A 14750-nucleotide genomic window follows, 5' to 3' on the forward strand; every position below is an offset into this window, starting at 1 on the left:
GTCCGTGACCGACCGGCAACCGCCGCGCCGCCGCGTCCCCGGACCGGCGAAGCCCCCGCGCCCCGGCGTCCCGCGCCGGCCCGGCCCCGGCGCCCGGCCCGCCGCCAGACGCCCGCAGCCCGCACCGAGGCGGCCCGCGCCGAACCTCATCCGGCTCGGCAGCCCCCGCCCGCGCCTGCGCCTGGTCAGCCTCGGCCTGACGCTGGTGCTGCTCGCCTTCGTCGTACGGCTGGTACAGGTGCAGGCCGTGGACGCCAGCGCGTACACGGCCAAGGCGGAGGAGAACCGGTACTTCAGCACCACGCTCGCGGCCACCCGCGGCGAGATCACGGACCGCAACGGCTTCCAGCTCGCGACCAGCGTCGACGCGTACGACATCACCGCGGACCCGTCGATGTTCACCGAGAAGGCCACCGAGACGAAGGACGCGCCCGAGCAGGCGGCGGAGCTGCTCGCCCCGATCCTCGGCAAGGACGCGGCCGACCTCGCGGCCAAGCTCAAGAAGCCCAAGTCGCGCTACGCGCTGCTCGCGCGCCGGCAGACCCCGCAGGTCTGGAAGCAGATCAAGGACCTCAAGAGCGCGCTGGCCGACAAGAACCCGAAGACCGGCGGCGTCCTCGCCGGTGTCTTCCAGGAGCCGAGCACCAAGCGGATCTATCCGAACGGCGATCTCGCCGCCGGGATACTGGGCTGGGTCAACGCCGACGGCAAGGGCGGCGGCGGCATCGAGTCGCAGCTGGAGGAGCACCTCGCCGGCAAGGACGGCATGATCACGTACGCCCAGTCCGGCGGGCGCCGCGTCCCGACCGCGGGCAGCAGCGAGACCCCGGCCGTGCCCGGCTCGGACGTGGAGCTCACGCTCGACCGCGACATCCAGTACATGGCGCAGAAGGCGATCGAGGACCAGGTCGCCAAGTCCAAGGCGGACCGCGGCTACGTGGTCGTCCAGGACACGAAGACCGGCGAGATCCTGGCGCTGGCCAACGCGCCCGGCTTCGATCCCAACGACCTGTCCAAGGCGAGCGCCGAGAACCTGGGCAACCCCGCCCTTCAGGACGCCTACGAGCCCGGCTCCACCAGCAAGCTGATCTCGATGGCCGCCGTATTGGAGGAGAAGGCCGCCGCACCCGACACCCATGTCACCGTGCCCAACCGCCTGCACCGCGGCGACCGGCTCTTCAAGGACGACATCGACCACGAGACCTGGTACCTGACGCTCAGCGGCGTCCTCGCCAAGTCCTCCAACATCGGCACGATCCTCGCGACCCAGCAGCTCGGCAAGACGCAGCCGGAGGCCAACAAGGTCCTCTACGACTACCTGCGCAAGTTCGGGATGGGGGAGAAGACGGGCACCGGCTTCCCGGGGGAGACCCCGGGCATCCTGCACAAGCCCGAGGACTGGTCCACGTCGACGCAGTACACCGTCCCGTTCGGCCAGGGCTACTCGCTCAACGCCGTCCAGGCCGTCTCCATGTACTCGACGGTCGCCAACGGCGGCGTCCGCGTGGAGCCCTCGCTCGTGCGCGGCAAAAAGGGACCCGACGGACGGTTCACGCCCGAGGACGAGCCGAAGAAGACCCGGGTCATCAGCGAGTCCACGGCCAAGACGCTCTCCGAGATGCTCCAGTCCGTGGTCGACGACCCCGAGGGCACCGGCACCAAGGCGCAGATCGACGGCTACCGCGTGGCCGGCAAGACCGGCACCGCCAACCGGGTCGACCCGGTGACCGGCCGCTACAACGGCTACACCTCGTCGTTCGCCGGCTTCGCACCCGCCGACAAGCCCCGGCTCGCCGTCTACTGCGTCGTACAGAACCCGACCAAGGGCAACTACTTCGGCGGCCAGATCTGCGCCCCCATCTACAAGCAGGTCATGGAGTTCGCCCTGAAGACCCTCCAGGTCGCGCCCACCGGGGCGAAGGCCCCCGGTATGCCGGTCACCTTCAAGCCGGAGGACTGACCCGGACGCCCCACAGCAACCCCCGTACGCACACCCCCACGAGCACCGAACAGGTACCGCAGCCGTGACAACGATCACCCCGGGTTCCGGGAACCGGACCGAGCAGCCGGGCGGCCACGCCGCCCCATTTCGCCCCGGGCCACCCGCGCCCGGTACGCTCACCGCCGTGCCACACGCTGATCAGTCCCCCACCACCCGTGAGGGCGGCCCCGTGACCTACCCGGGACCGCCGCGGCCGGAGCGGGTCCAGGCGAGCACCCTCGCCGACCTCGCCGCCGCACTCGGGGTCGACGCCCCCGCAAACGCCGAGGTCACCGGCATCACCCACGACTCACGTGCGGTACGGCCCGGTGACATCTACGCCGCGCTGCCCGGCGCCCGTGTCCACGGCGCCGACTTCGCCGCGCAGGCCGCCGACCTCGGCGCCGTCGCGATCCTCACCGACCCGGCGGGCCTGCCCCGCGCGTCGGCCACGGGTCTGCCGGTGCTCGTCTCCGGCGACCCGCGCGGCCGGATGGGCGAGCTCGCGGCCACGATCTACGGGCGTCCCGGCGAGGACCTGCTCCAGATCGGGATCACCGGTACGTCGGGCAAGACCACGACCGCGTATCTCGTCGAAGGCGGCCTGAAGGCGGCCGGGCGCAACACCGGGCTCATCGGCACCGTCGAGATGCGCATCGGCGACGAGCGCATCAAGTCCGAACGCACCACGCCCGAAGCCACCGATCTGCAGGCCCTGTTCGCGGTGATGCGCGAGCGCGGCGCCGACTCGGTCGCGATGGAGGTCTCCAGCCACGCACTGGTCCTGGGTCGGGTGGACGGCTGTGTCTTCGACATCGCCGTCTTCAACAACCTGAGCCCGGAGCACATGGAGTTCCACTCCGACATGGAGGACTACTTCCAGGCGAAGGCGCAGCTGTTCACGCCGAAGCGCTCGAAGCTCGGCATCGTCAACTTCGACGACGAATACGGCCGCCGGCTCGTGAAGGAGGCGACCGTCCCGGTCGTCACCTTCTCCGCCGAGGGCCACCCGGACGCCGACTGGCGTGCCGAGGACGTCGAAGTCGGCCCGATGGACTCGGAGTTCACGGTGATCGGCCCGGGCGGCGAGCGCGTGAACGCCAAGTCCCCGCTGGCCGGACCCTTCAACGTGGCCAACACCCTCGCCGCGATCGTGGCCCTGGCGAAGGCGGGCATCGACCCGCAGACCGCCGCCGACGGCATCGCGGCCGTGCCCGGTGTGCCGGGCCGCCTGGAGCGCATCGACGAGGGCCAGCCGTATCTCGCCGTCGTCGACTACGCGCACAAGACGGACGCCGTCGAATCGGTCCTGCGCGCCCTGCGCAAGGTCACCGAGGGCAAGCTGCACATCGTGCTCGGCTGCGGCGGCGACCGCGACAGGACCAAGCGCGCGCCCATGGGTGCGGCGGCCGCACGGCTCGCCGACACCGCGGTGCTCACCTCCGACAACCCGCGCTCCGAGGACCCCCTCGCGATCCTCGCGACGATGGTCGCGGGCGCCGCCGAGGTGCCCGTGCACGAGCGCGGGGACGTCGTCCTCTATGAGGACCGGGCCGCCGCCATCGCCGCGGTGGTCGCGCGCGCCGAGCCCGGCGACACCGTGCTCGTCGCCGGCAAGGGCCACGAACAAGGACAGGACATCAACGGGGTCGTACGCCCCTTCGACGACCGAGACGTGCTGCGGGCGGCGATCAAACGCCACCGCGCGGCCGACACGACCACCCGGGGATGAAGCTGTGATCGCCCTCTCCCTCGCCGAGATCGCCACCATCACCGGCGGGCAGCCCCACGACATACCGGACACCGGCCGTGAGGTCACCGGCTCCGTCGTCATCGACTCGCGCAAGGTGGAACAAGGCGGCCTGTTCGCCGCGTTCGCCGGCGAGCATGTCGACGGCCACGACTACGCGGACAAGGCCATCGCCTCCGGAGCGGCCGCTGTGCTCGCGACGAGGCCGCTCGGTGTGCCCGCGATCGTCGTCGACGACGTGCAGACCGCACTCGGCAAGCTCGCCCGCGAGGTCGTACGGCGGCTCGGCACCGAAGTCGTCGCCCTCACCGGCTCCGCCGGCAAGACGTCCACCAAGGACCTGATCGCGCAGGTACTGCAGCACCGCGCGCCCACGGTCTGGACGCCGGGCTCGCTCAACAACGAGATCGGCCTGCCGCTCACCGCGCTCACCGCGGACGCCACCACCAAGCACCTCGTCCTGGAGATGGGCGCCCGCGGCATCGGCCACATCCGCTACCTCACGGGCCTGACCCCGCCGAAGATCGGCCTGGTGCTCAACGTCGGCACCGCGCACATCGGCGAGTTCGGCGGCCGCGAGCAGATCGCCCAGGCCAAGGGCGAGTTGGTGGAGGCGCTGCCGGCCGACGGCACGGCGGTCCTCAACGCGGACGACCCTCTCGTACGCGCCATGTCCTCGCGTACGCAGGCGAAGGTGCTGTTCTTCGGAGAGGCGGAGGACGCCGACGTACGCGCGGAAAACGTCCGTCTCACCGACACCGGGCAGCCCGCCTTCACGCTGCACACACCCACCGGGTGCAGCGACGTGACCTTGCGCCTGTACGGTGAGCACCACGTGTCGAACGCGCTTGCCGCGGCCGCCGTCGCCCATGACCTGGGTATGTCCGCCGAGGAGATCGCGACCGCGCTCTCCGGGGCGGGCAACCTGTCCCGCTGGCGCATGGAGGTCACCGAGCGCGCGGACGGTGTGACCGTCGTCAACGACGCCTACAACGCGAACCCCGAATCCATGCGGGCCGCGCTGCGCGCCCTGGCCGCCATGGCCAAGGGCCGCCGCACGTGGGCGGTGCTCGGCAAGATGGCCGAGCTCGGCGACTCCGCACTGGCCGAACACGACGCGGTCGGACGGCTCGCCGTCCGTCTCAACGTGAGCAAGCTCGTCGCGGTCGGGGACAGGGAAGCGTCCTGGCTGCAACTGGGCGCATACAACGAGGGTTCGTGGGGTGAGGAGTCGGTGCACGTGTCCGACGCACAGGCGGCGATCGACCTGCTGCGCAGCGAGCTGCGCCCGGGAGACGTCGTACTCGTGAAGGCGTCCAGGTCCGTGGGCCTGGAGCAGGTCGCGATCGCGCTGACCGAGGGTGTTGAGGGCGAGGTCTCCGGCCGATGAGGCAGATCCTGTTCTCCGGTGTCATCGGGCTCTTCCTGACCCTGATCGGCACCCCGCTGCTCATCAAGCTGCTCGCGAAGAAGGGCTACGGGCAGTACATCCGCGACGACGGCCCGCGCGAGCACGCCAGCAAGCGCGGTACGCCGACGATGGGCGGTATCGCCTTCATCCTGGCGACGGTCATCGCGTACTTCGCCACGAAGCTGATCACGGGAGCACCCACCACCTTCTCGGGTCTTCTCGTCCTCTTCCTGATGGCGGGCATGGGTCTCGTCGGCTTCCTCGACGACTACATCAAGATCATCAAGCGGCGTTCGCTCGGTCTGCGGGCGAAGGCCAAGATGGCCGGCCAGCTGATCGTCGGCATCACCTTCGCGGTGCTCGCCCTGCAGTTCGCGGACGTCCGCGGCAACACCCCGGCCTCCACGAAGCTCTCGTTCGTGCAGGACTTCGGCTGGCAGATCGGCCCGGTCCTGTTCGTGGTCTGGGCGCTGTTCATGATCCTGGCCATGTCCAACGGCGTGAACCTCACCGACGGCCTCGACGGCCTCGCGACCGGCGCCTCGGTGATGGTCTTCGGCGCGTACACCTTCATCGGTGTCTGGCAGTTCCAGGAGTCCTGCGCCAACGCGACCACGCTCACCAACCCCTCGGCCTGCTTCGAGGTACGCGACCCGCTGGACCTCGCGATCGTGGCCTCGGCGCTGATGGGCTCCTGCTTCGGCTTCCTGTGGTGGAACACCTCGCCCGCCAAGATCTTCATGGGCGACACCGGCTCGCTCGCGCTCGGCGGCGCCCTCGCGGGTCTGGCGATCTGCTCCCGCACGGAGCTCCTGCTCGCCATCCTCGGCGGCCTCTTCGTCCTGATCACCATGTCCGTGGTCATCCAGGTCGGCTCGTTCCGCCTCACCGGCAAGCGCGTCTTCCGCATGGCGCCGCTCCAGCACCACTTCGAACTCAAGGGGTGGTCCGAAGTCCTTGTGGTGGTCCGGTTCTGGATCATCCAGGGCATGTGCGTGATCGTCGGTCTCGGTCTCTTCTACGCAGGTTGGGCGAACAACAAGTGACCTCCCTGGACGTTGCGGGCAAGCACGTCACCGTCGCCGGTCTCGGCGTGAGCGGCATCAGCGCCGCCCGCGCCCTGGCCGGCCTCGGCGCTTCGGTGACCGTCGTGGACGGCGGCTCGGGCGAGCTGCACAAGGAGCGGGCCGCGGCCCTGGAGGCGGTCGGGATCTCCGTACGCCTGGGGGACGCGGAGACGCTGCCGGAGGGCACCTCGCTCGTCGTCACCTCGCCGGGCTGGAAGCCGTCCTCGCCTTTGTTCGCGGCCGCTGCGGAAGCGGGCGTGGACGTGGTCGGCGACGTCGAGATCGCCTGGCTCCTGCGCGGCCCCGGTGCGGCCCCCTGGCTCGCGATCACCGGCACCAACGGCAAGACCACGACGACCCAGATGCTGGCGTCGATCCTGCGCGCGGCCGGCCTGAAGACCGCCGTGGTCGGCAACATCGGCACCCCGATCATCGACGTGATCCTCGAAGGCGACGACGCGTACGACGTGCTCGCGGTGGAGCTCTCGAGCTACCAGCTGCACTGGGCGCCCTCGCTGCGCGCCCACTCCGCGGCCGTCCTGAACCTCGCGCCCGACCACCTCGACTGGCACGGCTCCATGGAGGCGTACGCCGCCGACAAGGGCCGCATCTACGAGGGCAACCAGGTCGCCTGCGTCTACAACGTGGCGGACAAGGCCACCGAGGACCTGGTCGTGGAGGCCGACGTCGAGGAGGGCTGCCGCGCGATCGGCTTCACCCTCGGCACACCCGGCCCCTCCGAACTCGGCGTCGTGGAAGGCCTCCTGGTCGACCGCGCCTTCGTCGAGAACCGGCAGAAGAACGCCCAGGAACTCGCCGAGGTCGCCGACGTCAACCCGCCGGCCCCGCACAACATCGCCAACGCCCTTGCGGCCGCCGCCCTCGCGCGCGCCTACGGTGTCCAGCCCTCCGCCGTACGGGAGGGACTGCGGGCCTTCCGCCCGGACGCGCACCGCATCGCGCACGTCGAGGATGTGGCGGGGGTGTCCTATGTCGATGACTCCAAGGCCACCAACACCCATGCCGCGGAAGCCTCGTTGGCCGCGTACGAGTCCATCGTCTGGATCGCCGGCGGTCTCGCCAAGGGTGCGACCTTCGACGAACTCGTACAGAAGTCGGCAAAGCGACTCCGCGGCGCGGTCCTCATCGGCGCCGACCGCGCGCTGATCCGCGAAGCGCTCGCGCGACACGCGCCGGACGTCCCGGTCGTCGACCTCGAACGGACCGACACTGGGGCGATGTCCGCGGCGGTCCGCGAGGCGGCACGGCTCGCGCAGCCGGGGGACACCGTCCTCATGGCGCCGGCCTGTGCGTCGATGGACATGTTCGTGAACTACAACAAGCGCGGCGAGGCCTTCGCGGACGCGGTCCGCGTCCTCGCCGCCGAGACCGCCTGAGCCCTGTCCGAGCAGCCCCCCGCCCGGCGGGCGGGGGCGACGACTGGAGGGGACACGAGATGGGTGCGAGCCGTTCCGGCACAGTGCGGCGGCCCTCGTCGCGGCCGTCGCGCACGCCAGGCCCCGGCCGTCCGCCGAGCGCCATGAGCCCGCTGCGGCGGCTCCACGACCAGGCCAAGCGGGCCTGGGACCGGCCGCTGACCGCGTACTACCTGATCCTGGGCGGCAGCCTGCTCATCACGACCCTCGGGCTCGTGATGGTCTACTCGGCCTCGCAGATCCAGGCGCTCGAGTACTCGCTCTCGCCTTCGTACTTCTTCCGCAAGCAGTTCTTCGCGGCCGTGCTCGGCGCGATCCTGCTCGTCGTCGCGATGCGGATGCCGATCAAGCTGCACCGGGCGATGGCGTATCCGATCCTCGTCGGCAGCGTCTTCCTGATGATCCTCGTGCAGGTGCCGGGGATAGGGCATGCGGTCAACGGCAACCAGAACTGGATCTCGCTCGGCGGCCCCTTCCAGCTCCAGCCCAGCGAGTTCGGCAAGCTGGCGCTCGTGCTGTGGGGCGCGGACCTCCTTGCCCGCAAGGGCGACAAGCGGCTTCTGACGCAGTGGAAGCACATGCTCGTGCCGCTCGTTCCGGTGACGTTCATGCTGCTCGGCCTGATCATGCTCGGCGGCGACATGGGCACCGCGATCATTCTCACGGCCATCCTCTTCGGCCTGCTCTGGCTCGCGGGAGCGCCCACGCGGCTCTTCGGCGGGGTGCTCGCGGTCGCCGGACTGCTCGGCTTCATCCTCATCAGGACCAGCCCCAACCGCATGGCCCGCCTGGCCTGTCTGGGCACCTCGGACGCCGGACCCGGCGACCAGTGCTGGCAGGCGCTGCACGGGATCTACGCCCTGGCCTCAGGCGGATTCTTCGGTTCCGGCCTCGGGGCCAGTGTGGAAAAATGGGGCCAACTACCCGAACCCCACACGGACTTCATCTTCGCCATCACCGGGGAGGAGCTCGGCCTCGCGGGGACGCTGTCCGTACTCGGTCTCTTCGCGGCTCTAGGCTATGCGGGTATCCGCGTGGCCGGACGCACGGAGGAGCCCTTCGTGAGGTATGCCGCGGGAGGCGTGACCACCTGGATCACGGCCCAGGCCGTGATCAACATCGGTGCGGTGCTCGGCCTGCTGCCGATCGCCGGAGTCCCGCTCCCGCTGTTCTCCTACGGGGGCTCGGCGCTGCTGCCGACCATGTTCGCGATCGGTCTGCTGATCGCGTTCGCGCGCGATGAACCCGCGGCGCGGGCCGCGCTTGCCATGAGGTCGTCGGCCTCTGGTAAGAAGCGGGCTGCGGGGAGATGGAACACGATGCGACGGCGCACCAAGGTGCGGCCGTCCGGAGAGCGGTGAATTTCGGTGCATGTCGTACTCGCCGGTGGGGGGACCGCCGGCCACATCGAGCCCGCGCTCGCCCTCGCGGACGCCCTGCGCAGGCAGGACCCGACCACGGGCATCACGGCCCTGGGCACGGAGCGTGGACTCGAGACCCGGCTCGTACCCGAGCGCGGCTATGAGCTCGCGCTGATCCCCGCCGTACCGCTCCCGCGCAAGCCCACCCCCGAACTGCTCACGGTCCCGGGCCGCCTGCGCGGCACCATCAAGGCCGCCGAGCAGGTCCTGGAGCGCACCAAGGCCGACGCCGTCTGCGGCTTCGGCGGATACGTCGCCCTCCCCGCGTACTTCGCGGCCAAGCGCCTGGGCGTGCCGATCATCGTGCACGAGGCCAACGCGCGCCCCGGTCTGGCCAACAAGATCGGTTCGCGGTACGCGGCCGCCGTCGCGGTCTCGACCCCCGACAGCAAGCTGCGCGGCGCCCGTTACGTGGGCATCCCCCTGCGCCGCACCATCGCCACCCTCGACCGCGCCCGGGTCCGCCCCGAGGCCCGCGCCGCGTTCGGCCTCGACCCCAACCTGCCCACGCTGCTCGTCTCCGGCGGCTCGCAGGGCGCCCGCCGCCTCAACGAGGTGGTCCAGCAGGCCGTTCCGTTCCTGCAGCGCGCCGGCATCCAGGTCCTGCACGCGGTCGGCCCCAAGAACGAACTGCCGCAGGTGCAGCAGATGCCGGGGATGCCCCCGTACATCCCGGTACCGTACGTGGACCGGATGGATCTCGCGTACGCCGCGGCCGACATGATGCTCTGCCGCGCGGGCGCGATGACCGTCGCCGAGCTCTCCGCCGTCGGACTCCCGGCCGCCTACGTCCCGCTGCCCATCGGCAACGGCGAACAGCGGCTCAACGCCCAGCCGGTGGTCAAGGCGGGCGGCGGACTCCTCGTCGACGACGCGGAACTGACGCCGGAGTGGGTCCAGCACAACGTGCTGCCCGTCCTCGCCGATCCGCACCGTCTGTTCGAGATGTCCCGCGCCGCCTCGGAGTTCGGCCGCAGGGACGCCGACGAACTCCTGGTCGGCATGGTGTACGAGGCGATCGCGGCACGCCACCGGGCGTGAGCCTTCGCCGATCCGAAGCGGCACGCCACAGGGCGTGAGAAGGCAGGCGAGCGTGGCCGGATCCTCAGCTGTCACCGGTGAGCGGCGGCGGTCGGACGCACCGGCCCGCCCGCCGTGGCCGACCGCCCGCCGCCGCCTTCCTTCCCCGCGGCTGCTGCTCGTCGTCGCCGTCCTGACGACGGTCGTCGGCGGCGCGGCCATCTGGCTTTTGTACGGATCCGAGTGGCTGCGGGTGGAGCGCGTCACCACCTCCGGGACGCGGGTCCTGACCCCCGAAGAGGTCCTGGACGCCGCGTCCGTTCCGGTCGGTGCACCGCTGATTTCCGTCGACGCGGAGGCGATTGAGGACCGGTTGCGACGCGAACTGCCGCGTATCGACTCGGTGGACGCGGTGCGTTCCTGGCCGCACGGAATCGCGCTGAAAGTGACCGAACGCAAGCCCGTTCTGCTGCTGGAAAAAGACGGCAAATTCGTCGAAGTGGACGCCGAAGGCGTACGGTTCGCGACCGTCACCAGCCCGCCGAAGAACGTGCCGAAGCTGCAATTGACCGCCGACCGTTCGCCGAGTCTGCACCGCTTCGGCATCGACCGGCTGCTCGTCGAAGCCGTGGAAGTGGCACGCGACATCCCGCCCGTGGTGGCTTCCCGGACCCGCACGATGGAAGTGCGTTCATATGACTCCATCTCCCTGGAGTTGACCGACGGCCGGACCGTCGACTGGGGAAGCGGCGAGAAGGGTGAGTCGAAGGCCGCCGCGTTGACCGCCCTGATGAAAGCGGCTCCGGATGCTGAGCACTTCGATGTGAGCGCCCCCACCTCCCCTGCCGTATCAGGGAGTTGACGTACATACGCCCTGGCCAGCACCCTGGTTGGTCAGCGCAACGGCTGATCACATAGGGTGAAAAGAAAAACGGGAGGTTCGGCGTGTTCGTTGAACGCGCGCCACTTGTCGACTTAGTGTCCTGTTCGGAAGGGTCAGACAAAGACCAGCAACAGACGCACTGGTAACCCTAAACTTCAGCGTTAGGGTTCGGGTCGGCGCTCGGACCGTCCCCATTCGACATCAGTCGTCGCCGCGCACGACCGGCGGGCGACGACACGTAACTCGAGGCGAGAGGCCTTCGACGTGGCAGCACCGCAGAACTACCTCGCAGTCATCAAAGTCATCGGTGTCGGCGGCGGTGGTGTCAATGCCATCAACCGGATGATCGAGGTCGGTCTCAAGGGTGTCGAGTTCATCGCCATCAACACCGACGCGCAAGCCCTGTTGATGAGCGACGCCGACGTCAAGCTCGACGTCGGCCGTGAACTCACCCGCGGACTCGGCGCCGGCGCCAACCCGGCCGTCGGACGCAAGGCCGCAGAGGACCACCGCGAGGAGATCGAGGAGGTCCTCAAGGGGGCCGACATGGTCTTCGTCACCGCCGGTGAAGGCGGCGGCACCGGCACCGGCGGCGCACCCGTCGTGGCCAACATCGCCCGCTCCCTCGGTGCCCTCACCATCGGTGTGGTCACCCGCCCGTTCACCTTCGAGGGTCGCCGCCGCGCGAACCAGGCGGAGGACGGCATCGCGGAGCTCCGCGAAGAGGTCGACACCCTCATCGTCATCCCCAACGACCGGCTCCTGTCCATCTCGGACCGCCAGGTCTCCGTCCTCGACGCGTTCAAGTCGGCGGACCAGGTCCTGCTCTCCGGTGTCCAGGGCATCACCGACCTCATCACCACGCCGGGTCTGATCAACCTCGACTTCGCGGACGTCAAGTCCGTGATGTCCGAGGCGGGTTCGGCGCTCATGGGCATCGGCTCGGCGCGCGGCGACGACCGCGCGGTGGCCGCCGCGGAGATGGCGATCTCCTCGCCGCTCCTGGAGGCGTCCATCGACGGCGCCCGCGGTGTGCTGCTCTCCATCTCCGGCGGCAGCGACCTCGGTCTCTTCGAGATCAACGAGGCCGCCCAGCTGGTGAGCGAGGCCGCGCACCCCGAGGCCAACATCATCTTCGGTGCCGTCATCGACGACGCGCTCGGCGACGAGGTCCGCGTCACGGTCATCGCGGCCGGTTTCGACGGCGGCCAGCCGCCGGCCAAGCGGGACAACGTGATCGGCGCCTCCTCCACCAAGCGCGAGGAGCCGACTCCCGTACGCCAGGAATCGCGCCCGGCGTTCGGCGGTCTCGGCAGCGTGACCCCGCGCGAGGAGGCCGTGACTCCCGAGCCGGTCGCCGAGAAGCCGGCCGAGACCCCGGCCGCGCCGATCGCCCCGCCGCAGGTTCCGCCGGCCCGTCCCTACCAGGACAGCCAGGCCGAAGAGCTGGATGTACCGGACTTCCTGAAGTGACACCGGTACCCATAGCGGCACAGCAGGATCACGTGAGCGGCGGCGGCGTTCACTTCGCCTTCACCAACCGGTGGGGTGGAGTGAGCGCCGCTCCGTACGAGCAGCTCAATCTGGGCGGAGCGGTCGGCGACGACCCCGCGGCCGTGCTCCGCAATCGCGAACTCGCCGCGCATTCCCTGGGGATCGACCCCGGCAGGGTCGTCTGGATGAACCAGGTGCACGGCAAGGACGTCGCCGTCGTCGACGGGCCCTGGGACTCCGGAACGGAGATCCCTTCCGTGGACGGGGTGGTGACCGCCCGCCGGGGCCTGGCCCTCGCGGTGCTCACCGCCGACTGCACCCCCGTACTCCTCGCCGACCCCGAGGCCGGCGTCATCGGCGCCGCGCACGCGGGGCGGCCGGGGATGGTGGCGGGCGTGGTGCCCGAGACCGTCGAGGCGATGCGCAAGCTGGGCGCCGAGCCCGAGCGGATCATCGCGCGCACGGGACCCGCGGTCTGCGGCCGGTGCTACGAAGTACCCGACGCGATGCGCGCGGAGGTCGCGGCCGTCGAGCCCGCGGCTCACGCGGAGACCAGCTGGGGAACGCCGGCCGTCGACGTGACGGCAGGTGTGCGGGCCCAGTTGGAACGGCTCGGTGTACGGGACCTCGCGGGGTCCGGCGTGTGCACCCGGGAATCCGCGGACCACTTCTCGTACCGCCGAGACCGCACCACCGGGCGGCTCGCAAGCTACATCTGGCTGGACTGATACGACATGACGGACCGTACGACGGACACGGCGGACGGGATGGACCCGAGGGACCCGGCGGAGCGCAAGGCCGAACTCGCCGCGAATCTCGCGGAGGTGGAGGAGCGGATCGCGGCCGCGTGCACCGCGGCCGGCCGGGCCCGCGACGAGGTGACGCTCATCGTGGTCACCAAGACGTTCCCCGCGAGCGATGTCCGCCACCTCGCCGAACTCGGCGTCCGCCATGTCGCCGAGAACCGGGACCAGGACGCGGCCCCCAAGGCGGCGGCGTGCGCGGACCTCGATCTGCACTGGCACTTCGTCGGCCAGCTGCAGACCAACAAGGTTCGTTCCGTGGTGGGTTATGCCGACGTGGTGCAGTCGGTCGACCGTGCGAAGCTCGTCACCTCGCTGTCGGCGGCGGCTGTTCGCGCGGAGCGTGAAGTGGGCTGTCTCATCCAGGTCGCACTCGACGCCGAGGTCGGCGGACGAGGGGACCGCGGAGGCGTGGCCCCGGACGGAATCGAGGAGTTGGCGGCGCTTGTCGCGGAATCTCCCGGATTGCGGATCGACGGTCTGATGACGGTCGCTCCACTGGCAGGACCGTACGCCGGTGAGCAACTCAAGGCGTTCAAGCGGCTGATGGATTTGTCGACTGACCTGCGCCGCGCCCATCCGGCTGCGAACATGGTCTCGGCAGGGATGAGTGCGGACCTCGAACAGGCCGTGGCGGCCGGAGCGACACATGTACGCGTCGGCACTGCGGTACTCGGAGTCCGTCCCCGGCTCGGGTAACGTCGCCAAGAAGTCGGACCACAGCAGAAAATATGGTCATTCTCGCAGATCAGCGGGGATATCCAGTGGATCGTGGGCACTTGGCGGCGCCGCGCGTATCCACCTCAGAGCGGAGGACTCAGAGCATGGCCGGCGCGATGCGCAAGATGGCGGTCTACCTCGGCCTCGTGGAGGACGACGGTTACGACGGCCGGGGCTTCGACCCCGATGACGAGTTCGAACCCGAGCTGGAGCCCGAGCCCGAGCGGGACCGCAGGCGGCACGAGCCGTCGCGTGAACTGCACCGTGAGGAACCGGAGCGAAAGGTGCAAACTCCCGCACCGCGGGCACCTGTTTCACCGTCCGTCCCCGTTCCCGCGGGCGGCTCGAGTGCGCTTTCGGCTGAAATCGGACGTCCCGCTCGAATCGCCCCCGTGGCATCCATCACACCTGAACGTCAGAGCCTGGAGAAGAACGCACCGGTGATCATGCCCAAGGTTGTGTCCGAGCGGGAGCCGTACCGCATCACGACATTGCACCCGCGGACCTACAACGAGGCCCGTACCATCGGGGAACACTTCCGTGAGGGCACTCCGGTGATCATGAATTTGACCGAGATGGATGACACGGACGCCAAGCGTCTGGTGGACTTCGCAGCCGGTCTGGTCTTCGGACTGCACGGCAGCATCGAGCGGGTGACACAGAAAGTGTTCCTGTTGTCTCCTGCTAACGTCGATGTCACGGCGGAGGACAAGGCCCGCATCGCAGAGGGCGGGTTCTTCAACCAGAGCTGAGACGCAGTACCG

At 69.9% G+C, this 14750-nt stretch carries 12 protein-coding genes; all 12 read left to right on the top strand.

The features are described from left to right. Positions 1 to 4: 4 nt before the first annotated feature. The 12 genes from BLT97_RS13670 to BLT97_RS13725 all read left to right on the top strand — a co-directional run bounded on the left by BLT97_RS13670 (position 5) and on the right by BLT97_RS13725 (position 14738). Positions 5 to 1960, top strand: coding sequence for a peptidoglycan D,D-transpeptidase FtsI family protein (locus BLT97_RS13670; RefSeq protein WP_093609625.1), 1956 nt, complete (start codon positions 5 to 7; stop codon positions 1958 to 1960). 64 nt (positions 1961 to 2024) lie between these two features. Continuing rightward, positions 2025 to 3713: a UDP-N-acetylmuramoyl-L-alanyl-D-glutamate--2,6-diaminopimelate ligase gene (locus tag BLT97_RS13675; RefSeq protein WP_093609627.1), complete on the top strand. Its 1689-nt coding sequence runs from the start codon at positions 2025 to 2027 to the stop codon at positions 3711 to 3713. A gap of 4 nt (positions 3714 to 3717) precedes the next feature. Then, the gene (locus BLT97_RS13680; protein ID WP_093609629.1) at positions 3718 to 5121 is read left to right on the top strand and encodes a UDP-N-acetylmuramoyl-tripeptide--D-alanyl-D-alanine ligase; all 1404 of its coding nucleotides are present in this window, start codon (positions 3718 to 3720) and stop codon (positions 5119 to 5121) included. Next, the gene (gene mraY, locus BLT97_RS13685; RefSeq protein WP_093609631.1) at positions 5118 to 6188 is read left to right on the top strand and encodes a phospho-N-acetylmuramoyl-pentapeptide-transferase; all 1071 of its coding nucleotides are present in this window, start codon (positions 5118 to 5120) and stop codon (positions 6186 to 6188) included. Before BLT97_RS13680 ends, mraY begins: the two co-directional genes overlap by 4 nt. Next, on the top strand, positions 6185 to 7606 hold the full coding sequence (gene murD / locus BLT97_RS13690; protein ID WP_093609633.1) for a UDP-N-acetylmuramoyl-L-alanine--D-glutamate ligase: 1422 nt from the start codon (positions 6185 to 6187) through the stop codon (positions 7604 to 7606). The genes mraY and murD overlap by 4 nt, the downstream gene beginning before the upstream one ends. Before the next feature lie 59 nt (positions 7607 to 7665). Beyond that, a complete protein-coding gene (ftsW, locus tag BLT97_RS13695) occupies positions 7666 to 9006 on the top strand; it encodes a putative lipid II flippase FtsW (RefSeq protein WP_093609635.1) in 1341 nt (446 codons plus the stop codon). 6 nt (positions 9007 to 9012) lie between these two features. After that, entirely contained in the window at positions 9013 to 10107 is a 1095-nt protein-coding gene (murG, locus tag BLT97_RS13700) for an undecaprenyldiphospho-muramoylpentapeptide beta-N-acetylglucosaminyltransferase (RefSeq protein ID WP_093609637.1), read from the top strand. A 52-nt stretch (positions 10108 to 10159) separates the two neighbouring features. Further along, positions 10160 to 10948 carry a cell division protein FtsQ/DivIB gene (locus BLT97_RS13705; protein ID WP_093609639.1) on the top strand — a complete coding sequence of 263 codons (789 nt, stop codon included), beginning with the start codon at positions 10160 to 10162 and terminating at the stop codon, positions 10946 to 10948. A 285-nt stretch (positions 10949 to 11233) separates the two neighbouring features. Then, complete coding sequence (ftsZ, locus tag BLT97_RS13710; RefSeq protein ID WP_093609641.1) at positions 11234 to 12442, top strand: cell division protein FtsZ; 1209 nt, start codon at positions 11234 to 11236, stop codon at positions 12440 to 12442. Between the two features lie 11 nt (positions 12443 to 12453). Next, entirely contained in the window at positions 12454 to 13191 is a 738-nt protein-coding gene (gene pgeF, locus BLT97_RS13715; protein WP_093609998.1) for a peptidoglycan editing factor PgeF, read from the top strand. A 6-nt stretch (positions 13192 to 13197) separates the two neighbouring features. Beyond that, a complete protein-coding gene (locus BLT97_RS13720) occupies positions 13198 to 13965 on the top strand; it encodes a YggS family pyridoxal phosphate-dependent enzyme (RefSeq protein WP_425442701.1) in 768 nt (255 codons plus the stop codon). 125 nt (positions 13966 to 14090) lie between these two features. Beyond that, a complete protein-coding gene (locus tag BLT97_RS13725; protein WP_093609643.1) occupies positions 14091 to 14738 on the top strand; it encodes a cell division protein SepF in 648 nt (215 codons plus the stop codon). The last annotated feature ends 12 nt before the right edge of the window (positions 14739 to 14750 follow it).

This window comes from Streptomyces indicus (assembly GCF_900100315.1).
Taxonomy (GTDB): Bacteria; Actinomycetota; Actinomycetes; order Streptomycetales; family Streptomycetaceae; genus Streptomyces; species Streptomyces indicus.

Bases quoted from the DNA above. Each gene is read 5' to 3' on its own strand.
- mraY (WP_093609631.1), top strand. From the start codon at position 5,118: ATGAGGCAGATCCTGTTCTCCGGTGTCATCGGGCTCTTCCTGACCCTG.
- ftsW (WP_093609635.1), top strand. From the start codon at position 7,666: ATGGGTGCGAGCCGTTCCGGCACAGTGCGGCGGCCCTCGTCGCGGCCG.
- BLT97_RS13720 (WP_425442701.1), top strand. From the start codon at position 13,198: ATGACGGACCGTACGACGGACACGGCGGACGGGATGGACCCGAGGGAC.
- BLT97_RS13725 (WP_093609643.1), top strand. From the start codon at position 14,091: ATGGCCGGCGCGATGCGCAAGATGGCGGTCTACCTCGGCCTCGTGGAG.